Origin of the sequence: Mycolicibacterium smegmatis, from assembly GCF_001457595.1 — a bacterium.
In the GTDB taxonomy this organism is placed as follows: Bacteria; Actinomycetota; Actinomycetes; order Mycobacteriales; family Mycobacteriaceae; genus Mycobacterium; species Mycobacterium smegmatis.
The window spans coordinates 941363-961268 of record NZ_LN831039.1 but is presented as its reverse complement, the minus strand read 5'-3'; the positions used below and the strand labels follow the sequence as shown (position 1 = coordinate 961268).

The 19906-nt window shown below is 68.0% G+C and carries 21 protein-coding genes; 11 read left to right on the top strand and 10 right to left on the bottom strand.

The features are described from left to right. Positions 1-133 precede the first annotated feature (133 nt). Entirely contained in the window at positions 134-760 is a 627-nt protein-coding gene (locus tag AT701_RS04280; protein WP_058125248.1) for an LON peptidase substrate-binding domain-containing protein, read from the bottom strand. A 96-nt stretch (positions 761-856) separates the two neighbouring features. On the opposite strand from AT701_RS04280, the gene AT701_RS04275 reads away from it, so the two are divergent. Then, entirely contained in the window at positions 857-1906 is a 1050-nt protein-coding gene (locus AT701_RS04275; protein ID WP_058125247.1) for an Lrp/AsnC family transcriptional regulator, read from the top strand. Between the two features lie 8 nt (positions 1907-1914). On the opposite strand, the gene AT701_RS04270 is transcribed toward AT701_RS04275, so the two are convergent. The 5 genes from AT701_RS04270 to napA are packed head-to-tail and all read right to left on the bottom strand — an operon-like array spanning position 1915 to position 5040. Next, positions 1915-2370, bottom strand: coding sequence for a hypothetical protein (locus tag AT701_RS04270; RefSeq protein ID WP_011727228.1), 456 nt, complete (start codon positions 2368-2370; stop codon positions 1915-1917). A gap of 10 nt (positions 2371-2380) precedes the next feature. Then, positions 2381-3511 (bottom strand): glutamate--cysteine ligase, encoded by a 1131-nt coding sequence (locus tag AT701_RS04265; protein WP_003892265.1) that lies wholly within the window; start codon positions 3509-3511, stop codon positions 2381-2383. Then, positions 3492-4202, bottom strand: coding sequence for a superoxide dismutase[Cu-Zn] (gene sodC / locus AT701_RS04260; RefSeq protein ID WP_011727227.1), 711 nt, complete (start codon positions 4200-4202; stop codon positions 3492-3494). Before sodC ends, AT701_RS04265 begins: the two co-directional genes overlap by 20 nt. Positions 4203-4212: 10 nt before the next feature. Next, a complete protein-coding gene (locus tag AT701_RS04255) occupies positions 4213-4680 on the bottom strand; it encodes a LytR C-terminal domain-containing protein (RefSeq protein ID WP_029104367.1) in 468 nt (155 codons plus the stop codon). Between the two features lie 48 nt (positions 4681-4728). After that, complete coding sequence (gene napA, locus AT701_RS04250) at positions 4729-5040, bottom strand: nucleoid-associated protein NapA (RefSeq protein ID WP_003892262.1); 312 nt, start codon at positions 5038-5040, stop codon at positions 4729-4731. Between the two features lie 127 nt (positions 5041-5167). Between napA and AT701_RS04245 the strand changes: the two genes are divergently transcribed. Both AT701_RS04245 and AT701_RS04240 read left to right on the top strand, forming a co-directional pair. Beyond that, positions 5168-5761, top strand: coding sequence for a peptide deformylase (locus tag AT701_RS04245; RefSeq protein WP_011727226.1), 594 nt, complete (start codon positions 5168-5170; stop codon positions 5759-5761). An 18-nt stretch (positions 5762-5779) separates the two neighbouring features. Continuing rightward, a complete protein-coding gene (locus AT701_RS04240; protein WP_003892260.1) occupies positions 5780-6706 on the top strand; it encodes an N-acetylglutamate synthase, CG3035 family in 927 nt (308 codons plus the stop codon). Here AT701_RS04240 and AT701_RS04235 read toward each other — a convergent pair. Then, complete coding sequence (locus tag AT701_RS04235) at positions 6690-7406, bottom strand: SDR family oxidoreductase (RefSeq protein WP_003892259.1); 717 nt, start codon at positions 7404-7406, stop codon at positions 6690-6692. The two genes, AT701_RS04240 and AT701_RS04235, sit on opposite strands and share 17 nt — an antisense overlap. A 187-nt stretch (positions 7407-7593) precedes the next feature. Here AT701_RS04235 and AT701_RS04230 point away from each other — a divergent pair, with 187 nt between their 5' ends. Together AT701_RS04230 and AT701_RS35930 are read left to right on the top strand one after the other, a co-directional pair. Further along, positions 7594-8376: an exodeoxyribonuclease III gene (locus AT701_RS04230; protein ID WP_058125246.1), complete on the top strand. Its 783-nt coding sequence runs from the start codon at positions 7594-7596 to the stop codon at positions 8374-8376. Between the two features lie 204 nt (positions 8377-8580). Then, positions 8581-9648 (top strand): MPT63 family protein, encoded by a 1068-nt coding sequence (locus tag AT701_RS35930; protein WP_058125245.1) that lies wholly within the window; start codon positions 8581-8583, stop codon positions 9646-9648. A gap of 115 nt (positions 9649-9763) precedes the next feature. On the opposite strand, the gene AT701_RS04220 is transcribed toward AT701_RS35930, so the two are convergent. Then, entirely contained in the window at positions 9764-11500 is a 1737-nt protein-coding gene (locus tag AT701_RS04220; protein ID WP_058127527.1) for an MFS transporter, read from the bottom strand. 318 nt (positions 11501-11818) lie between these two features. On the opposite strand from AT701_RS04220, the gene thiC reads away from it, so the two are divergent. The 6 genes from thiC to AT701_RS04190 are packed head-to-tail and all read left to right on the top strand — an operon-like array spanning position 11819 to position 17184. Beyond that, positions 11819-13456, top strand: coding sequence for a phosphomethylpyrimidine synthase ThiC (gene thiC, locus AT701_RS04215; protein ID WP_014876884.1), 1638 nt, complete (start codon positions 11819-11821; stop codon positions 13454-13456). A gap of 8 nt (positions 13457-13464) precedes the next feature. Continuing rightward, entirely contained in the window at positions 13465-14301 is an 837-nt protein-coding gene (gene thiD, locus AT701_RS04210; protein WP_011727221.1) for a bifunctional hydroxymethylpyrimidine kinase/phosphomethylpyrimidine kinase, read from the top strand. After that, positions 14291-14938 carry an alpha/beta hydrolase family protein gene (locus tag AT701_RS04205; protein WP_011727220.1) on the top strand — a complete coding sequence of 216 codons (648 nt, stop codon included), beginning with the start codon at positions 14291-14293 and terminating at the stop codon, positions 14936-14938. The genes thiD and AT701_RS04205 overlap by 11 nt, the downstream gene beginning before the upstream one ends. A gap of 2 nt (positions 14939-14940) precedes the next feature. Further along, positions 14941-15495 carry a septum formation family protein gene (locus AT701_RS04200; RefSeq protein ID WP_011727219.1) on the top strand — a complete coding sequence of 185 codons (555 nt, stop codon included), beginning with the start codon at positions 14941-14943 and terminating at the stop codon, positions 15493-15495. Between the two features lie 46 nt (positions 15496-15541). Then, positions 15542-16909, top strand: a complete 1368-nt coding sequence (locus tag AT701_RS04195; RefSeq protein ID WP_058125244.1) for a cytochrome P450 — start codon at positions 15542-15544, stop codon at positions 16907-16909. Between the two features lie 5 nt (positions 16910-16914). After that, positions 16915-17184, top strand: a complete 270-nt coding sequence (locus AT701_RS04190; RefSeq protein ID WP_011727217.1) for a DUF3303 domain-containing protein — start codon at positions 16915-16917, stop codon at positions 17182-17184. On the opposite strand, the gene AT701_RS04185 is transcribed toward AT701_RS04190, so the two are convergent. Further along, positions 17178-18641 (bottom strand): amidase, encoded by a 1464-nt coding sequence (locus tag AT701_RS04185; protein WP_003892247.1) that lies wholly within the window; start codon positions 18639-18641, stop codon positions 17178-17180. The genes AT701_RS04190 and AT701_RS04185 overlap by 7 nt on opposite strands. Continuing rightward, positions 18641-19900, bottom strand: coding sequence for a M20 family metallo-hydrolase (locus AT701_RS04180; RefSeq protein WP_011727216.1), 1260 nt, complete (start codon positions 19898-19900; stop codon positions 18641-18643). The genes AT701_RS04185 and AT701_RS04180 overlap by 1 nt, the downstream gene beginning before the upstream one ends. Between the last annotated feature and the right edge of the window lie 6 nt (positions 19901-19906).

Sequence of the window (19906 nt, the reverse complement as noted above, 5' to 3'; positions counted from 1 at the left end):
CGCACAGGCTTCACACTCGCGGAGGTCAGCGGCCAAAAAGACGAGTGCGAAACCTCTGCGAATAAATCGCCAAAAAATCGCAGAGGTTTCACACTCGCAATAGTTAACGCTGCGAACGGTCGATCTATTCGCTCTATTCGGAAATCTGGAACTCGACCATCGCGGTGACAGTGTCGACGGCTTCGCTCAGGGCTGCCAGACGCGCGGCCTCGGTGGGCGCAGACAGCACCGAGTAGCGGTCGGCCTGACCCATCGGCACGCGCGCTGCCAGCGCATACAGCCGATTCTCGGGGTCCAGACCGGCAGCGGCGACGATGTCACGGCTGGGCACGGGTTTCCCGCTGGCCTCCCCGATCAGGTCGAACAACGCGACGATGCGTTCCTCGACGGCGGCCACCTCCGACTCCTCGACGGGCTCACCCGGTTCGTCGGGCCACGGCTCGAGGTCGGCGCGCGGGTAGGGCGCGTCGTCGAGCCACTGCAGCACCCGGATGCGCTCGCCGAGCACGCACGCCAGCCGGTACCGGTCGGCGCCGAGGTTCTGGCAGTCGATGATCCGCGCCAGCGCCCCGATGTCGCATCGCCTGTCACCGCCACCCACCTCGCGCCCGGCCGAGATCAGCACCACCCCGAACGCCGGTTCCGGCATGGCCATGCAGTCGCTGACCAGTGCCAGATACCGGGGTTCGAAGATCCTCAGCGGAAGTTCCTCGCCCGGCAGCATCGCCACTTCGAGCGGGAACATCGGGGTGACCGTCATGCGGCCAGGATGGTCCCTGGCCGCGCGCAGGTCAATGCGTCCCGAGACGGTTCGCGACGGATCGAGCGGTCACCGCAAGGCTAGTAACCTCTGTGCATGCCATCGCCACCGGAGTCGTACGGGAATCGGCCGCTGCAGTCCGATGCGGTGGCCGGCGATCTCGATTCCCTGGACCTGCAGTTGATCCATCACCTGCAGGTGGACGGCCGGATCCCGTACGCGGAGCTGGCACGTCGCGTCGACGTCACCGAAAAGACTGTGCGCCGACGCGTTTCGCGACTGATCGACGAAAACTTCGTGACGATCGCCGCCGTGACGGACCCCGCGCTGCTCGGGTTCGGCTCATTGGCCCTGGCACTGGTGACCACGGACGGCACCCGGTCCCCGGTCGATCTGGCGGCCGGGCTCGCGCAGCTACCGGAAACCGACTACGTCACATCGACAACGGGCCCGTACCCGGTGGTGCTGGAGCTGGTGTGCGCCGACGCGCGGGAACTGCACGACGTCGCCTTCGGCACGATCGCCAAGACGCCCGGAGTCCGTTCGGTCGAGCTGCTGCCGTATCTGCGCCTCCACTATCAGCAGGCAGGTCTTTCGGCCAACCTCGTCGACCACGGCGTCCGGCCCCGCACTCTCGACGAGACCGACCGCGCCATCTTGTCCCGGCTCGCCGTCGACGGCCGTGCGGCGTTCCGGGATTTCGCTGCGGCCCTTGGTGTTTCGGAGACCACGATCCGTTTCCGCTACAACCGGCTGTTGGAGTCCAATGCCGCCAGGGTGATGTGCATCGTCAACCCCCTGCGTCTGGGTTACCGCTACAGCAGTTGGGTGACCATCCGCGTCGCGGGCCGTACCCGGGCCGAGGAGGTCGCCGAGGCGCTGACCCGGCTGGACGCGGTGTCGTACGTGGCGCTCACCGCCGGACGCTGGGATGTGCTGACCGAGGTGATCACCCGGACGGGTGAGGATCTGATCACGGTGCTGGACAACGAGATCCGGGGGATCGACGGCGTCGCGAGCCTCGAGTCGTGGATCTACATCACCTGCCACTACAAGGCGGTTCGCCCGCGCCCCAGGCGGATGACAGGCGACCTCGACGCATATGGTCTTGATCCGACACCTGTTGTGTCACAGGATGTTTCATAACAGCACCGTCAGCGCGGCGGCTTGCGGTTGATCGCGTCGACCACCGTGGTGCTGGGGCTCGGGGCAAGCACGCACATGGTGCCGACCAGGGTGACCCACAGCAACGGGTTGCGCTTGAGCCCCGGATAGCCGTTGTCGCCGAGGAGTTCCACCATCCCCAGCTTGGTCGCGTCGTCCATCGACGCATACTCCCGGCACGTGGTGGCCATGCCGTTGGGCGGCGGCTTGCTCGGTCCGGCGCTGCCGCCCGCGCTCGGCGGTGGGAACAGCGGCGTGCGCGGTGCCGCGCTGGGAGTGCGGGTGGGCGTGCGCCTGGTGGTCGTCGGGGCGCTCTCGGACTGTGCGATGCGGACCTGTGCCGGATCCGCTGTCGGCGTGCCCTCCGTGACCGTGGCGCAGCCCGTCACACCGACCAAGGCGCCGACCAACCCGAAAGCGAGCCCAGCAACCGTCAATCGCCGCATGGGACCCACCCTATAGCTCAAGCTCACCGATCAAGGCGTCGACAACTTCCCGCAAGTCGCCGTCGTTCTCCTCGGCCACCCGACGCTGCCGCTGATACGAGCCGCCGAGACGGTAGATGTCCTCGACTGCCGCGAGCTCGTCAGCGCAGTGCAGCGACGCGGCCACCGGTTCCAGGTGGTTGAGCAGGTCGTCGAGATCCTCGGTGACGAGCCGTTCGTTGCTGTCGGCGTCCAGGATGATCACCGCGTCGAGCCCGTAACGCGCAGCGCGCCACTTGTTTTCCTGGACATGCCACGGCGGCATGACCGGCAACTGCTCACCGGCGTCGAGCCGGCGGTCCAGATCGACGATGAGGCAATGGGTCAGCGCGACGAGTGCACTGAGTTCACGCACGTTGGACACGCCGTCGAAGATCCGCACCTCTACTGTGCCCAGCTGCGGGGACGGCCGGATGTCCCACCGGATCTCGCTGAGATGGTCGATGATCCCGGTCTTCTTCTGGTCGTGGACGAAACCCTCGAACTCGTGCCACGTCTGGAACTGGAAGGGCAGCCCCGCGGTGGGCAACTGCTGGAACATCATCGCGCGGTTGCTGGCGTAGCCGGTGTCCTCACCGTCCCAGAACGGGGAGGACGCCGACAGCGCCAGCAGGTGCGGGTACTGGTTGAGCAGGGACGAGATGATCGGCATCACCTTGTGCGCCGACGAAACCCCCACGTGCACATGCACACCCCAGATCAGCATCTGCCTGCCCCACCACTGGGTGCGCTTGATCAGCTCGGCATAGCGCGGGGCGTCGGTCAGCTGGGCGGCCGACCACTTGCCGAACGGATGGGTTCCCGCACAGAACAACTCCATGCCGCGGCCCCGCACGGCACGCCGCACGGTGGACAGCGTGTCGCACAGGTCGCCCATCGCCTCGCCCGAGTTCTCGCAGATCCCGGTGACGATCTCGACTGTGTTGCGCAGCAGTTCCTTGTGCACGTGCGGGTTCTCGCCGATCTCGGCGATCACCGCGGCAGCCTCGTTGCTCAGCTCACGGGTTTTGGCGTCGACGAGAGCGAACTCCCATTCGACGCCGACGGTCGGCCGGGGTGACCCGGCGAAGTCGATCCGGCTGTCAGCCGGCAGAGATGACACCGCACGCCACCCGACTTCCGGCGTCGCCGGTGGCCATCGTCGTCTGATCCGGGCCGGGTGCGCCGTTGACCTGCTGGTAGCGCTCCGGCGGGATGTTGGCGAAGTTGTCGGCCTTCTCGTGGATGATGATCGCGGTCTTGGCGCCGTCGAGCAGATCCTCGGCCGTGAACGCATCGGTGGTGGTCACCAGCTTGCCCGAGCCGTCGGCCCGGACCTGCAGCGAGCTCAGGTCGCCGCTGGCGGGATGTCCGCTGTGGCCGGACACCTGGAAGTGGCCGCCGGCGGAGTTGAAGTCACCGGGCGCGCCACCGGTCGGGGCGACGGAGTTCGCCTCGCACTTGCCCACCGAGTGAATGTGCACACCGTGGAAGCCGGGGGTGAGGCGACCCGGGGTGGTGGTCTCGATCGTCACCGTGGCAAAGCCGTCGGCGAACTGGAAGTCGGCGGTTGCCACCGAGGTTCCGTCGGCGGTCTTGAGTTCTGCGGTGAGGGTCTCACCGGCGCCTGCCGCGCCGGCACCGTGCCCGCCACCGTGGTCTTCCCCGGACGGCGCCGCAGGAGACGGCGATCCGGTCCAGATCGCGGGGGTGGTTCCGGGCTCGCTCGACGCCGTTTCACCGGGAGGGCTGCAGGCGCTCAACGCGAGGACGGGCGTGGCGAACAGGACGGCAACACTGACGGGCTTCAGCATGGCCCAAAGCCTAGCCGGTGACCACCACGATCACGCCCGGTGGTTGCTCTGCGAGCTCGGGGCGGCGCGGTTCGACCGGCGCGTCGAGGAGTTTGCCCACTTCTTCAGCAGATTCTTGCTCCCCTTCGGCCTCCCCGAAGAACACCGTCGTCACCGGAACGTCTGGCAGGGTGAGGTTTCCGGTCTCGGTCACGTCCCACTCCGCCTCACGCAGACGGTTGGCGGTGTTCTCGGCCGCGCCCGCGACGTCGGAGATGTTGAACACGCGCACCTCGGCCCGGGCCGGCGGTTCCGGCTCGGCCTTCTCGGACGTCTTGGTGGGTGTGGTCGTCGTCGCACTGGCAACGGCCGGTTGATCCGAGGAGTCGTCGTCGGAACCCAGTGCCTGGAATCCGACCAACAGGAACACCACCCCGAGGAACAACAGCACCATCACCATGGCGCGCAGGGGTAGCTTGGAGGACTCTCGCTGATTCATCGCGTCCACTGTATCGAGCGAATCGCCCGATCCGTCACCGCGTGAGCCTTACTTGCTGATGTCGAAGCCCAGCCGGCGCGCGGCACGGGCCTTCTGCCGGCTGGCACGCAACCGGCGCAGACGTTTGACCAGCATGGGGTCGGCAGCGAGGGCCTCGGGCCGGTCCACCAGTGCGTTCAGCACCTGGTAATACCGGGTGGCCGACATCGAGAACAGCTCTTTGATCGCGTCTTCCTTGCTGCCCGCGTACTTCCACCACTGGCGCTCGAACGCCAAAATGTCGTGTTCGCGCCGGGTAAGCCCATCGGTCAGATCAGAGTCGTCACCGGATTGCTCAGTCCGCGCCATGGCGCCGTCCATATTGCTCCCTGGACCCTTCCGACACTCGAGAAATTACATCGCTGTGGTTCGCCGATCATTCAACCACGGCTTGCTGGGTTGAGGTGACACATAAGCCCGCGAGTCGGCTCACATAAGCTTTTGGTCCATGGCCGTCGTCCCGATCCGCATTGTCGGAGACCCAGTACTGCACACGCCGACCGAACCGGTCCCCGTCGGTCCCGACGGTTCACTACCCGATGATCTGCCCGCGCTCATCCAGGACATGTTCGACACGATGGACGCCGCGAACGGGGTGGGCTTGGCGGCGAACCAGATCGGCGTCGCCAAGCGGTTGTTCGTGTACGACTGCGCCCCCACCCGCGGGCAGACCACACGCCGCCGCGGCGTCGTGATCAACCCGGTTCTGGAGACCTCCGAGGTACCGGAGACCATGCCGGATCCCGACGAGGACGAAGAGGGCTGCCTGTCGGTTCCCGGCGAGAACTTCCCGACCGGGCGCGCCGACTGGGCGCGGGTCACCGGCCTGGATGCCGACGGGTCACCGATCACACTCGAGGGCGAGGACTTGTTTGCTCGCATGCTGCAGCACGAGACCGGGCACCTCGACGGATTCCTGTATCTCGACCGCCTCGTCGGCCGGTACGCGCGCGCAGCCAAGAAGGCCGTCAAACGCAACGGCTGGGGCGTGCCGGGCCTGTCCTGGATGCCCGGTGAGGTGCCCGATCCGTTCGGGCACTGACACCCGCCGAGGTGCCTGATGTCTGAGCTCCCCGCCGTCGGCACCCGGGTCAGCCTGCGGTATCGGCTCCTGGCGGGCTCGGCGAAACCGCTCACCGATGTGATCGGGCACGTCGAGCGGATCTCCCCCACGGTCGGCGTGCGCACCAGGTCCGGTGAGCTCGTCGAGGTGGAGCCCGCCGCGATCGTGAGCGTGCGCGAACTCTCGCACACGCCGGTGCGCGCTTCTGAGATCCGCGCACTCGAACACGCCGCCGCGCTCGCATGGCCCGGCACCGAGCAGCAGTGGCTGGGCGGCTGGTTCGCGCGCGCCGGCCTTGGCGCCACGAGCCGTGCCAATTCCGCTGTGCCCCTGGACATGTCGGCACAGATCGCGGACCTCCCGGCTCTCGTCGAGTGGTACCGCCGACGTGACCTGCCCGCGTGGCTGGCGCTGCCGGAGCGCCTGCTGCCCATCCGCGCGGCGGGCATCAAACCGGCGCGGGTGATGGTGCGCGACGTGCCCCCTGGCGGCCCCGATCACACCGCCGGTGAAGGCCGGAACATCGATGCGCAGTTCGTGTCCCGGCCCGACGCGGACTGGCTCGCGGGCTACGAACGCAAGGTGCCGGTCGAGGTCCTCACCGCGGTTGTCGACGGCGAGGTGACGTTCGCCTCGGTGGCGGGCAGCGCCGTCGGGCGCGGCGCGGTGACACCCGCCCCCGACGGCACACGCTGGCTGGGGATCTCCTCGGTGCGCGTGGCGGCACAGGCCCGGCGCCAGGGATACGCCCGCGCGGTGTGTGACGCCCTGCTGGCCTGGGGCGCGGCCGCGGGTGCGCAGCGCGCCTACGTGCAGGTCGAGGTCGACAACGCCCCGGCGATCACGCTCTACAGTTCGCTGGGATTTCGTTTACACCACCAGACGCGGTACGTCGCGGCCGAGGATCTCACCACGCTCCGCTGACGCTCCCGCCGCCGTCCACGCGGACGATCTGACCCGTGATGTAGCCGGCGTCGTCGTGGAGGAGCGATGCGATCACGTGTGCGATCTCGCGCGGTTGACCCACGCGGCGCATCGGGATGTTCTCCAGGAACCTGCGCTCCAACTCCGAACCCTGCGGGCTGCGCTCGCGGTACATCTCGGTCTCGGTCGGGCCGGGCGCGACGGCGTTCACCGTGATACCCGACGTCGCGAGTTCACCGGCCCAGGTCTTGGTGGCCGTTTCCAGCGCGGCCTTCGCCGCGGCGTACGGCGTGCGCAGCGGGGTGCCCTGCGTGGTCAGGCTCGTGACGTTGACGACGCGACCCCATCCCGCGTCGAGCATTCCCGGCAGAACGGCCTGAGTGACCTGGACGGCGATCCGCATGGTCATGTCGTACGTGGAAAACAAATCGTCCAGGTCGATCTCACCGATCCGCGCGAACCGCGCGCCTGCGACGTTGTTCACCACGGCCTCGATCGGGCCGTCGGCCAGCACCGCGGCCAGGGCGTCGTCGGTGGCGGCGCGGTCGCTCAGATCGACCTGGAAGAGCTTCCCGGGAAAGTCCGGCGTCGGCGTGCGCGCGAGGCCGACGGGCTGATGGCCGTCGGCGGCCAGGCGGTCGGCCAGTGCCCGGCCGATGCCCTTCGAGGCACCGCTGATCAGTACCCGTCGTGATGTCATGTCTGTCTCCTGTTCGTCGGTGTTCCAGCCGGTCGGGTTTGCGACGGCCGCATTCGGTAAACACCCCGAACAGCTCGAACCTCCATAACGCCCCTGGTATGGGCGCATGCGGGTTCGGCATATTCCCGCAGAAGGCCGCGAGGGGCACCGGCTCTCACCGACCGCACCCGCCCGTACCCTCTTGTGCATGCGCCTGGCCACCTGGAACGTCAACTCGATCCGCGCCCGAGTCGACCGCGTCACCGACTGGCTCGCGCGCGCCGACGTGGACGTGCTGGCCATGCAGGAGACCAAGTGCTCCGACGACAAGTTCCCGGCCATGCCGTTCGTCGAACTCGGGTACGAGGTGGCCTACCACGGGCTCAACCAGTGGAACGGGGTCGCGATCGCCTCCCGCGTCGGCCTGGAGAACGTGCAGCTCGGGTTCGACAACCAACCCGCGTGGGAGGCGGCCGCCGAGGCTCGCGCCCTGGCCGCGACGTGTGGCGGGGTGCGCGTATGGAGCCTGTACGTGCCCAATGGGCGCACAGTTGATTCGCCGCATTACGCCTACAAACTCGAATGGCTCGCGGCGTTGCGGGACAACGCCCAGAAATGGCTGGCCGACGATCCACAGGCACAAATCGCACTGACCGGCGATTGGAATATCGCCCCCACCGACGAGGACGTGTGGGACATCGACTTCTTCGCCGGCTCGACACACGTCACGGAAAAGGAGCGTGCCGCTTTCCAGGCGATCGTCGATGCTCAGTTCGCCGACGTGGTGCGGCCCTTCGCACCGGGGCCAGGCGTGTACACCTACTGGGATTACACCCAGTTGCGGTTTCCCAAGCGCCAGGGCATGCGGATCGACTTCATCCTCGGGTCACCCGCGTTCGCGCAACGCGTGGGCCACGCCGAGATCGTCCGCGAGGAGCGCAAAGGGAAGTCTCCCAGCGATCACGCACCCGTGCTCGTCGAACTGAACTGACGACATCTGAACAACGCGTGAATTTGCCCCGACAATCGGGTACAGCCATTCCCGCGACCCTCGATAATCCCTGCTTTCCAGCGAAAAAGTGCGTGGCACGGTATCAAGGGTCTCGTACGATTGATTTCGCTGTCGGCTCGTGCCGGCGGAAAACCGCCCAGTTGGGGGAAGCCGTCAACTGACGACTCTTTGGAGTGGACCACCATGAAGATCTCACAATTGACCATCGCCGCCGCGGCCGCGCTCGCCATTTCGGGCGCCGCGGGCACCGCGGGGATGGCGACCGCGTTCGCCGAGGCGGCACAGGCCGCACAGGTGTCGGCGAACCCGCTCGGCAGCCAGGCCAGGCTGGAGAACGGCGACGTCGTGCAGGCCTGGACCATCAGCGACCTGAAGCCGAGTTCGGACCAGATCCCCTATGCCGTGCAGGGAACGCTGTGGGAGGCCACGGCCACCGACGAGGCCGTTTCGGGCTCGGTCATCCCGATCGTGTCGAACCTCAACGCCAGGGCCGCGAACGGCGAGAACTACCGCGTGTTGTTCCAGGTCGCCACGCCGCAGGGCGTCAACCCCTCGACACTGGCACCGGGCCAGAAGACCACCGGCAAGGTCTATTTCGACGTCACCGGTGAGGCACCGACCACCGTCGTCTACAACGACGGTGAGCGTGACCTGCTGGCCTGGTCGCAGACCGCGGCATCGACGACGTCGCCGCGCCCGGCAGCCACCGGATCGGGCACGGCCGCGTCGACCCCGGCCCGCACGGCCCCGGTGACCACCGCGCCGGCGTCGAACACTCCCGCCACCGAACTCGTCCCCGAGTCGCCCGCCGTCGCGCCGACCGGTGCCGCACCGGCCGCCGCACCCGGCGCTGGGGCCGCGGCCACCGACATCCCGGGCAGCACGGTCCCGCCGCTCGCCGACGACGCGGCCGACGAGGCCCTCGCCGAAGAGCTGACCGATGACCTCCCCGACGAGCTGTCGCAGGACAGCGTCACTCCGGGCGAAAGCGTGGGTACCCCGTTGCCCGCCGCGGTCCAGCAGGCGCCCGCCGCTCCCGCTGCGGGCCAGCCGGCTCCCGCGGCTCCGGCTCCCGGTGCACAGGACGTTCCGACCGCGCCTGCGGGTGAGGCTCCGGCCGCGCCCGTGACGCCTGCCCCGGTCGACGGGTCGACGACGCCGACTGTCCCGGCCGGCAGCGACGCGCCGCTCACCGCCGGTGGCATCCCGACGCTCGTGCCCGCCGCGAACCCGGGTGCCCCGACGCCCTGACGCTCGCTTGCCTCAACGCCGAGATCGACGTTTTCGTCGTAAATCCTCACGGACAACGACGTTTTCGTCGGTCTCGGCGTTGTCGTATTCAGGCCTCGTTGTCGGCTCCCGCCTCTCAGGCCTCGTTGTCGGCTCCCGCCTCCGTCCCATAGCGGCCGGCGTTGAACATCGACGCGATCGCACCGATCACCATCATCACCGCGGCCGCGATGAACACCACCGTGAGCCCGGCGTGGAACGGTGCGGTGATCAACTGCGGGAAGAACTGCTGGCCGGTGAGCACGTCGGCGTTCACGCCCGGCTGCTGCAACGCGTGGAAGGGCGCGAGCAGTTCGGCGATCGGGTTGTAGCCCAGGAACGCCGCGAACAGGCTGCCGACCGGAGGAAGATTGGCCACCTCGTGCGCCACCGACGCCGAAACACCTTGCTGCTCAAGACCTGCGCTCATCGCGGTGGGCAGCGTCCCGGCCAGGCCGACGATCATCAGCGAGAAGAAGATGCCGATCGACAACGACGATCCGGCGTTGAAGAACGTCGCGCGCACACCCGAGGCCGCGCCGCGTTCGCCTGCCGGGACGGCCGACATCACGGCCGCGGAGTTGGGCGCGGTGAAAATGCCGCCGCCCAGACCGTTGAGGAACACCAGGACCGCGAACAGCCAGTAGTCGAAGTCGACGGGGATCATCACCAGCGCCACGAAGGTCGCGGCCATGATCACCATGCCGCCGACGGTGAACGGCCGCGCGCCGAAGCGGTCGGACAGGGATCCGGCGAGCGGGCCGGACACCAGGAACCCGATGGTCATGGGCAGCATGTAGATACCCGCCCACAGCGGGGTGGATTCGAAGCTGTAGCCGTGCAACGGGAGCCAGATGCCCTGCAGCCAGATGATCAGCATGAACTGCAGGCCGCCGCGGCCGACCGAGGACATCAGGCCGGCCAGGTTGCCCATGCCGAACGCCGTCGACCGAAACAGCCTGATGTTCATCATCGGGTTGGGCACACGAAGTTCGATCAGGCAGAACGCGATCAGCAGGCCCAGTCCGGCGACGATCGCACCGAGCACGAACGGACTGGTCCACCCGGTGGTCGAGTCGCCGTAAGGCTGGATGCCATAGGTGATGCCGGTGAGCAGCACGGTCAGCCCGATGCCGAAGGTGAGGGTGCCCGCCCAGTCCAGCTTGCCGGGCGTGCGCACGCCGAGTTCCTTGAGTGAGCGATAGCTCCAGACGGTGCCGAGTATGCCGACGGGGACGCCGACCCAGAAGATCGCGCGCCAGTCCCACTCGGAGAGCACGCCGCCGATCAGCAGGCCCAGGAACGATCCCGCGACGGCCGAGACCATGTTGGTGCCGAGCGCCATGCCGCGCTGGTTGGCCGGGAACGCGTCGGTGAGGATCGCCGACGACGACGCCATGAGCATCGCGCCGCCGACGCCCTGCACGACGCGCCAGGCGATCAGCCACACCGCTCCCCCACCGACGTGGAACGGGTCGACCGACAGCGCGACGGCCGCGACGGTGAAGACGACGAAGCCGATGTTGTAGATCCGGACCCGCCCGTACATGTCGCCGAGGCGGCCGAAGAGCACCACCAGCACGGCCGTCACCACGAGGTAGCCCATCAGCATCCACAACAGGTAGCTGACATTTGCCGGGTCGAGCGGATTGAGCCCGATGCCGCGGAAGATGGCGGGCAGCGATATCAGCACGATTGACGCGTTGATGGTCGCCATCAGGGTGCCCAGTGTGGTGTTGGACAGCGCGATCCACTTGTAGAACGGGTGGTCGTGGTCCATGCGCTTGCGGCGCCGGGCGGTTTCTGCGAGCGCGGCGTCCGCGGGTTCGGTCATCTCTGCTTCAGTCGTCATTCCGTCTTCGTTCTGTGCATCGAAAGATCACGGGGCAGCTTTGCCCCAACTTGGTTCCCCCACTTCGCTGGCCGCACAGGAACTTCCCAGGACGGCGCGCGGCAACACAACCAAAACACATATGCTACCTATATAAATTCCCATCCGGAAATCGCGTCCCGGTTCCCCAACGCGCGGATCTGCGCTAGGTTCAGCGACGGCAGAGAAAACCGCGGGAGTGCGCACCGAGCGCGCTGAGAGGACAGCTGGGGCTGTCGACCGTATGAACCTGACCGGGTAATGCCGGCGTAGGGAGATCGAATGTCCGATATTTTTGTCGACCCGTCCGTGGCGTCCACCGTGGGCCCGAAAGTCACCCCCACCGTGACGACCGGCCCGATCACGGGGAGTACCAAGGCCTATCGCGAGGTGGAGCATCCGGGGGTGGACGTCCCGCTGCGGGTGCCGTTCCGCCGGGTCCACCTGAGCGACGGCGACCACCTCGACCTGTACGACACGTCCGGTCCGTACACCGACACCGACGCCGTCATCGACCTCGACGCGGGCCTGACACCGCGACCCGGGGTGGTGCGCGACCGCGGCACGCAGCTGCAACGCGCCCGTGCCGGTGAGATCACCGCCGAGATGGCGTTCATCGCCGAGCGCGAAGGCGTCCCCGCCGAACTGGTGCGTTCCGAGGTGGCACGTGGGCGGGCGGTGATCCCGGCCAACCACAATCACCCCGAGAGCGAACCGATGATCATCGGCAAGGCCTTCGGCGTGAAAGTCAATGCGAACATCGGCAATTCGGCGGTCACATCGTCGATCGCCGAAGAAGTCGACAAGATGGTGTGGGCGACCCGCTGGGGTGCCGACACCATCATGGACCTGTCGACCGGTCGCGACATCCACCTGACGCGGGAATGGATCCTGCGCAACTCGCCGGTGCCGGTGGGCACCGTGCCCATGTACCAGGCACTGGAGAAGGTCAACGGCGACCCCACCAAGCTCAGCTGGGATGTCTACCGCGACACCGTGATCGAGCAGTGCGAACAGGGCGTGGACTACATGACCGTGCACGCCGGTGTGCTGCTGCGGCACATCCCGCTGACGGTCGACCGGGTCACGGGCATCGTGTCACGCGGCGGGTCGATCATGGCGGCCTGGTGCCTGGCACATCACACAGAGTCGTTCCTGTACACCAACTTCGAGGAACTGTGTGAGATCTTCGCACGCTACGACGTGACGTTCTCGCTGGGCGACGGCCTGCGCCCGGGGTCCATCGCCGACGCCAACGACGCGGCCCAATTCGCCGAACTGCGCACCCTCGGCGAGCTCACCACGATCGCGAAAAACCATGGCGTGCAGGTGATGATCGAAGGCCCTGGCCACGTCCCCATGCACAAGATCGTCGAGAACGTGCGCCTCGAAGAGGAACTGTGTGACGATGCGCCGTTCTACACACTGGGACCGCTCGCGACCGACATCGCCCCGGCGTACGACCACATCACCTCGGCGATCGGCGCGGCGATCATCGCCCAGGCAGGCACCGCGATGCTGTGCTACGTCACACCCAAGGAGCATCTGGGCCTGCCCAACCGCCAGGACGTCAAGGACGGCGTGATCGCCTACAAGATCGCGGCGCACTCTGCCGACCTGGCCAAGGGCCATCCCCGCGCGCAACAGCGCGATGACGCACTGTCCAAGGCGCGCTTCGAGTTCCGGTGGCACGACCAGTTCGCGCTGTCGCTGGATCCCGACACCGCGCGCGAGTTCCACGACGAGACACTGCCCGCCGAACCGGCGAAGACCGCGCACTTCTGCTCGATGTGCGGGCCCAAGTTCTGCTCCATGCGCATCACGGCCGACCTCAAGGATTCGATCCGCGAGGCGATGGACCAGAAATCCGCCGAGTTCGCCGAACAGGGGAACCGTGTGTATCTACCGTTGACATCGTGAGGAACAACGTGAAACTGCTACCGCTGACCCCGCCCGGTCAGACGCCGACCCGGGTGATGACCATCGCGGGCACCGATTCCGGTGGCGGCGCGGGCATCCAGGCCGATCTGCGCACGTTCGCCATGCTGGGCGTGCACGGCTGTGTCGCGGTGGCAGCCGTCACGGTGCAGAATTCGGTGGGGGTCAAGGGATTTCACGAGGTTCCGGTCGACATCATCGCAGGGCAGATCCAGGTGGTCGCCGAGGACATCGGCATCCAGGCCGCCAAGACCGGCATGCTGGCGTCAGCAGAGATCATCGGTGCGGTCGCCGAGACCTGGCGCGGGCTGGGCACCGAAGCCCCGCTGGTGGTCGATCCGGTGTGCGCGTCGATGCACGGCGATCCGCTGCTGCATCCCAGTGCCCTCGATTCGGTTCGCAACGAACTGTTTCCGATCGCCTCACTGGTGACACCGAACCTCGACGAGGTCCGGCTCATCACCGGCATCGAGGTGGTGGACGAGGCCACGCAGCGCGACGCCGCCAAGGCGCTGCACGCTCTGGGTCCCAAGTGGGCACTGGTCAAGGGCGGGCACCTGCGCACGTCGGCGCAGAGCCCCGATCTGCTGTACAACGGCACCGACTTCTACGAGTTCGGCGCCGAGCGGATCGACACCGGACACGACCACGGCGCCGGGGACACCCTCGCCGCGGCCGCGGCCTGCGCGCTGGCACACGGCATGGATATGCCCGACGCGGTAGCGTTCGCCAAAGGGTGGGTGACCGAATGTCTGCGTGCGGCATATCCGTTGGGCCACGGCCACGGCCCGGTGTCGGCCCTGTTCAGGTTGCACCATGGCTCGTGACGCGCGCCAGACCCTCGAAGGCCTCGAGGCCATCGCCGGCGTCGCACACGAACCGGAAGCCGACCCGCGCGGTGTCGTGGTGCTCACCCACGGCGCGGGCGGCAACCGCGACGGGGCGCTGCTGACGCGGATCTGCGACGAATGGGCCGCGCGCGGATGGCTGGCGATCCGCTACAACCTGCCCTACCGCCGGCGCCGCCCAAAGGGCCCGCCCTCGGGATCGGCCCAGGCCGATCAGGAAGGTGTCGCCGAAGCCATCGCGTTCGCGCGTGGTCTCACCGACGGGCCCGTGCTCGCGGGAGGGCACTCCTACGGCGGGCGTATGACGTCGATGGTCGCGGCCGAGCACGGCGGTATGGATGTGCTGACGCTGTTCTCGTATCCGGTGCATCCGCCCGGCAAGCCCGAGCGCGCCCGCACCGAGCATCTGCCGAACATCACTGGGCCGACGGTGTTCACGCATGGTTCGTCGGATCCGTTCGGCACGATCGGCGAGGTCACCGCGGCCGCGGCACTGATCAACGGCCCCACCGAGGTGGTCGCGATCGACGGGGCACGCCATGACCTCGCGTCCAAGACGCACAATGTCCCGGCCCTCGCGGTCGACGCGGCTTTGAGGATGCTCGATATCGTCTGAGCATGACCACTCCGCCCGGTCCTCCACCACCGCCCTACGGCGCACACGGATACCCACCGCCTCCCCCGCTGCCCTACACCAACGGCACCGGGCCCATCCCGCAGCCGCCGAAGAAGCCCAGGCGCGTGTGGGTGCTCGTCGCGGTCGTCGTGGCGGTGCTCGCGATGCTCGTCGCGGGTGCGGCCGTGGCGCTGTACTACGTGACCGAAAAGGATTCGACCGAGGCCTCACAGGTCAAGGTCGGTGACTGCCTGGCCGAGATCCCGGACAGCAGCCGGGTGCTCTACGTCGAGACCGTGGCGTGCGATCAGCCGCACAAGGGCGAGGTGTTCGCGGTGATGCAGATGCCCGACGGCGATTTCCCCGGCGAGGGCGCGGTGCTCGAGTTCACCGAGAAATGCGGGCCGGCGCTCAAGGAGTACGCACCCGCGGCGGCGGACGACAAGGCGATCCGGGCGATGGTGCTGTACCCGACGGCCGACTCGTGGCAACGCGGCGACCGGACCGTGACGTGCATCGCGACCAGTGAAAACAGCAGGACCGGGAAAATAGGGTAACTCCCTACTCTAAACACGGCACTCGGTGCGGGCCGACACTCGATTCATGGTCGAGATAGCCAGCGGCCCCGCGGTCGAGTCGCCGCGCGCGCCGCGTAATCCCCTGCCCTACCGCGAGCAGGTCCGCTGTCTGCGCTCGTTCGTCGAGGGTGCCCAGCGGTTGTTCGACGCAGGCGGGCCGGTCCACCGGATCGTCCTGGGACCGCGATGGCTACTGCCTCCGGTGCTCTTGATCGCGTCACCACAGGGTGCGCGCGACGTGCTGGGACGCCCCGACGCGGTCGCCGATCGCGGCAAGGCCCGCATCATGGTCGAGCTGTACCGGCTCATGGGCGGCAATCTCCTTGACCTGCCGCATGATCGCTGGCTGCCGCGCAGGCGCACGCTGCAACCGATGTTCACCAGGAAGCACGTGCCGCGCTTCGCCGGCCACATGGCGGCCGCGGCGCAGTCGGTGGCCGACTCGTGGCGTGACGGCACCACCGTCGACCTGGACACGGCGTGCCGTGCCCTGACGTTGCGGGCGCTGGGCCGTTCGATTTTCGGCGTCGACCTCGACCAGCGCGCCGAGGATGTCGGTCCCGCACTGCGCACGTCGTTGTCGTGGGTGGCCGACCGCGCGAGTCGGCCGGTGAACCTGCCGCAGTGGGTGCCCACCCGGGGGCAGCGCAAGGCCCGCGCGGGCAACGCAACCCTGCATCGTCTGGCGGCCGAGATCCTGGCCGACGTGCGCGCGGATCCCGACCGGGACGCGCCGCTGGTGCGCGCGCTGCTCGAAGCGCGCGACCCCGAAACCGGACGGGGTCTCACCGACGACCAGATCTGCGATGAGTTGGTGCTTTTCATGCTCGCCGGGCACGACACCACCTCGACGACGCTGTGCTATTCGCTGTGGGCGCTGGGCCACCATCCCGACATCCAGGAGCGGGTGTACGCCGAGGTGGCCGCGCTGGGCGACCGGGAACTCACCACCGACGACGTGCCACAGCTGACCTACACCATGCGAGTGCTGCACGAGGCGCTGCGCCTGTGCCCTCCCGGATCGGGAACGATGCGGATGCTCAACGAGGAGATGACGGTCGATGGGTATCGCGTCGAAGCGGGCACCGTGGCGATCGTCAACTTCTACGCCATGCACCGCAGCCCCACCCTGTGGGACGCACCAGAGCGGTTCGACCCCGACCGGTTCAGCCCCGAACGCTCGGCGGGCCGGAACCGTTGGCAGTACCTGCCTTTCGGTGGCGGTCCACGGTCATGCATCGGCGATCACTTCGCCATGCTGGAGGCCACCTTGGCCCTGGCCACCGTCATCCGGGCGGTGTCCGTCGAATCCCAGAACACCGATTTTCCGGTGGAGACCCCCTTCACCGTGATCGCCGCGGCGCCGGTTCCGGCCCGCGTCACCAGGAGGTAACCGCAATGAAGTTCATCGTGCACTGGACCCAATCGCAGGCCGGCTTCCGCGACGCGGTCGACAAGTTCAGGAAGACCGGCGCCCAGGTTCCCGAAGGGGTGACGCTGCTGGGCCGTTGGTGGGGCATGAACGGGCAGGGCTTCGCGATCGTCGAAACCGACGACGCCAAGGCGATGTTCGAGTCCACGGCCGAATGGGGCGAGTTCCTCACCATGGACGTCACCCCGGCGGTCGAGGACGCCGAGGCCGGTGAGGTTCTCGCGAAGCTCTACTGAGACTTCGGATCGAGCACCGGCCGCGCGTCGAAGCCGACCAGTGTCTGCACGGCGTGCGCGACGTGAAATGCCGCCGACTCGTCGTGCGGATGACTGACGACCTGGACCCCCGTGGGCACTCCCTCGGGGGACAGCCCACTGGGCACCGAAAGCACCGCGCAGTGGTTGGCCACGTTGAACGGACTCGTCATGTGGCCTTCCCAGTAGTGCCTGCGGTGGCCGTGTTCGGTGTCGATGCCGTCGAGGTAGTCACCGTCGGCGCGCAGCGAGGTCACCGCTGACGTCGGGCACAGCAGCACGTCGACATCGCGCATGGCGACGGCCAGTTCGTGCTGCACGCGCGCGTCGGCGGCCAGCGAGTCCACCAATGGGCAGTGCTGTGCGGCCGCGGCAGCGTCGGCGATGAACTGCCGCGTGTAGGCCGCGAGTTCGCCTTCGGTGCCCTTCGTTTCGCGCTGCATGGCCGGGGCGAGGATGTGGCCGAAGTGCGCGAAGATGGTGTCCCTGATCTGCGCGGTGGTCCAGGGCAGGTCGATGCCGACCACCTCGGCGCCGGCGCCGGCGAGAACGTCGGCCACCGCGCGGGTGTTGGCGGCAACGGCCTCCGCGACGGGGAAATCGCCGAGATGGACCGAGAGCCCGATCCGCAGACCGCGCACTCCACCGGTGCGCAGGGGCGACTGGTTCGCCGGGCCCCACGAGGCGTGGTCGGCAGGGTGGCGCCCCGACATGACGGCGCTGAGCAGCGCGACGTCGGCCACGGTGCGGCCCATCGGCCCGTCACCGCGGTACCAGTCGGCGGCCAGCGGCGGCAGGCCAGGGATACGCCCGTAGGGCGCCTTGTAGCCGACCGTGCCGGTGAAACCTGCTGGGATACGGGTGGATCCGGCGATGTCGGACGCGGTGGCCAGTGTGGTGAACCCGGCGGCCAGGGCCGCGCCCGCGCCGCCGGACGATCCGCCCGGCGAGGTCTGCGGGTTCCACGGATTGCGCGTGACGCCCCACATGGGTGAGTGGGTGACGGTGGCGCAGCTGAACTCCGGGCTGGTGGTGCGCGCATGGATGATGCCGCCTGCGGCCCTGATCCGTTCGACCACGGGGTGGTCGTGTTCGGCGACGCGCCCGCGGTGCGCCGCGAGTCCCTGCTCAAGGCGCAGGCCCGCGATGCCGTGCTTCTCCTTGGTGGCCACGGTGAGCCCCAGCAGCGGTGGCGGCTCGTCGCCCGACGCGGCGTAGCGCGTGTACATGTCGGCGGCCGCACGTGCCTGTGTCCGGGCGTCGTCGAACAGGGTCTCGGTGAACGCGTTGATGCCGGTGTCGCGGTCACCGTTGTGAGCCTCGATCTGCGAGATCTGCGCGTCGAGCACGTCCAGCGGTGAGAGTTCGCGGCTACGAAAGGCTTTCCTGGCCTCGGTGGCGCTCAGATACGCCAGCGGCGCCATCACGCCCGCGGTCATCAGGCCACCGTCTCGGCGGCCAGCGCACCGTGCACCATTTCCCAGGCCACCCCGGTCAGCGCGTCGACGCCGGCGACCATGTCCTCGTCGGTGCTGAACTCGCGCTCGCAGTGGCTGACGCCGTCGACCGACGGGATGAACATCATCACGGTGGGCACGATGCGGTTCATCGGCACCGAGTCGTGCCCGGCCATCGTGCGGATGGGCCGCACACTGAGCCCGAGGTCGGCAGCGACCTTCTGGGTCAGCTCGATACCGGCCTGCGGGAAGCGCTGGATGTCACGAATGTCGAAGTCGCGCACGTTGATCCGGATGTCATGCGCTTCGGCGACCTTGGCGATGTCGGCGAGCAGGCTCGACCGTGCCGCAGCAACGATCTCTGGTGAGGCCGAGCGCAGGTCGGCCACCAGGTGCACGCGGCGGGGCACCACGATCGGCGAGTTGGGTTCGACGGTGAAACGACCGACCGACGACACGATGGCCTCGTCCTCGAACTGGCCGACGACGTCGTGCACCAGCAGCACCACCTTGCTGGCGGCCACCAGGGCGTCGCGGCGGTCGGCCATCGCGGTCGCGCCTGTGTGCGACTGCTCGCCGAGCACCTCGATGTCGAGTTTCTGCGTGTACCAGGAGTAGTCGACCGCGCCCAGCGCGATGCCCTCGCGCTCCAGGATGCGGCCCTGCTCGATGTGGATCTCGGCGTACCCGGCGGCCTGCGGACGCGGATCGGTGCCGCGGTAGCCGATCTCGGCCAGCGCCTCGGCTACCGAGACACCCGAAAGGTCACGCACCGCGAGCATCTCGTCTTCGTCCATGAGTCCCGCGAACACCGAGGACCCCATGATCGACGGGGCGAACCGCCCGCCCTCCTCGTTGAACCAGTTGACCACCGCAAGGTTGTACCGCACCTCGCCGCTGTCGGTTCCGGTGCTGCCCTTGATTCGCTGTTCGACGCGTTCGGCCGCGTGTAGCGCGGCGATGACGCCGTACGCGCCGTCGAAACGCCCGCCGAGGGGCTGGGAGTCCAGGTGCGACCCGATCAGGATGTAGGGCGCGCCTGGGATGAATTCGACGAGCGCAAACATGTTTCCGATGCTGTCGACGCGCAGTTCCCACCCACGCTGGGCGGCGAACGCGGCGAACCAGTCGCGGCTCAGCTTGTCCTCGGGGGTCGCGGCCTGGCGGTCGACGCCCTGGTTTTCGGTGGCCCCGAAGGTGGCGACGTGGTGGAAGTCGGCGAGAAATGCGGTTGCAGACATGTTTAT

Excerpts from the sequence above, each read along its gene's own strand:
- AT701_RS04240 (WP_003892260.1), top strand. The coding sequence starts at position 5,780 with ATGTCTGAGCTCCCCGCCGTCGGCACCCGGGTCAGCCTGCGGTATCGG.
- AT701_RS35930 (WP_058125245.1), top strand. The coding sequence starts at position 8,581 with ATGAAGATCTCACAATTGACCATCGCCGCCGCGGCCGCGCTCGCCATT.
- AT701_RS04195 (WP_058125244.1), top strand. The coding sequence starts at position 15,542 with ATGGTCGAGATAGCCAGCGGCCCCGCGGTCGAGTCGCCGCGCGCGCCG.
- AT701_RS04245 (WP_011727226.1), top strand. The coding sequence starts at position 5,168 with ATGGCCGTCGTCCCGATCCGCATTGTCGGAGACCCAGTACTGCACACG.
- AT701_RS04235 (WP_003892259.1), bottom strand. The coding sequence starts at position 7,406 with ATGACATCACGACGGGTACTGATCAGCGGTGCCTCGAAGGGCATCGGC.
- napA (WP_003892262.1), bottom strand. The coding sequence starts at position 5,040 with ATGGACGGCGCCATGGCGCGGACTGAGCAATCCGGTGACGACTCTGAT.
- AT701_RS04190 (WP_011727217.1), top strand. The coding sequence starts at position 16,915 with ATGAAGTTCATCGTGCACTGGACCCAATCGCAGGCCGGCTTCCGCGAC.
- AT701_RS04185 (WP_003892247.1), bottom strand. The coding sequence starts at position 18,641 with ATGACCGCGGGCGTGATGGCGCCGCTGGCGTATCTGAGCGCCACCGAG.
- AT701_RS04200 (WP_011727219.1), top strand. The coding sequence starts at position 14,941 with ATGACCACTCCGCCCGGTCCTCCACCACCGCCCTACGGCGCACACGGA.
- AT701_RS04275 (WP_058125247.1), top strand. The coding sequence starts at position 857 with ATGCCATCGCCACCGGAGTCGTACGGGAATCGGCCGCTGCAGTCCGAT.
- thiC (WP_014876884.1), top strand. The coding sequence starts at position 11,819 with ATGTCCGATATTTTTGTCGACCCGTCCGTGGCGTCCACCGTGGGCCCG.
- sodC (WP_011727227.1), bottom strand. The coding sequence starts at position 4,202 with ATGCTGAAGCCCGTCAGTGTTGCCGTCCTGTTCGCCACGCCCGTCCTC.
- AT701_RS04180 (WP_011727216.1), bottom strand. The coding sequence starts at position 19,900 with ATGTCTGCAACCGCATTTCTCGCCGACTTCCACCACGTCGCCACCTTC.
- AT701_RS04205 (WP_011727220.1), top strand. The coding sequence starts at position 14,291 with ATGGCTCGTGACGCGCGCCAGACCCTCGAAGGCCTCGAGGCCATCGCC.
- AT701_RS04220 (WP_058127527.1), bottom strand. The coding sequence starts at position 11,500 with ATGACCGAACCCGCGGACGCCGCGCTCGCAGAAACCGCCCGGCGCCGC.
- AT701_RS04230 (WP_058125246.1), top strand. The coding sequence starts at position 7,594 with ATGCGCCTGGCCACCTGGAACGTCAACTCGATCCGCGCCCGAGTCGAC.
- AT701_RS04280 (WP_058125248.1), bottom strand. The coding sequence starts at position 760 with ATGACGGTCACCCCGATGTTCCCGCTCGAAGTGGCGATGCTGCCGGGC.
- AT701_RS04255 (WP_029104367.1), bottom strand. The coding sequence starts at position 4,680 with ATGAATCAGCGAGAGTCCTCCAAGCTACCCCTGCGCGCCATGGTGATG.
- AT701_RS04270 (WP_011727228.1), bottom strand. The coding sequence starts at position 2,370 with ATGCGGCGATTGACGGTTGCTGGGCTCGCTTTCGGGTTGGTCGGCGCC.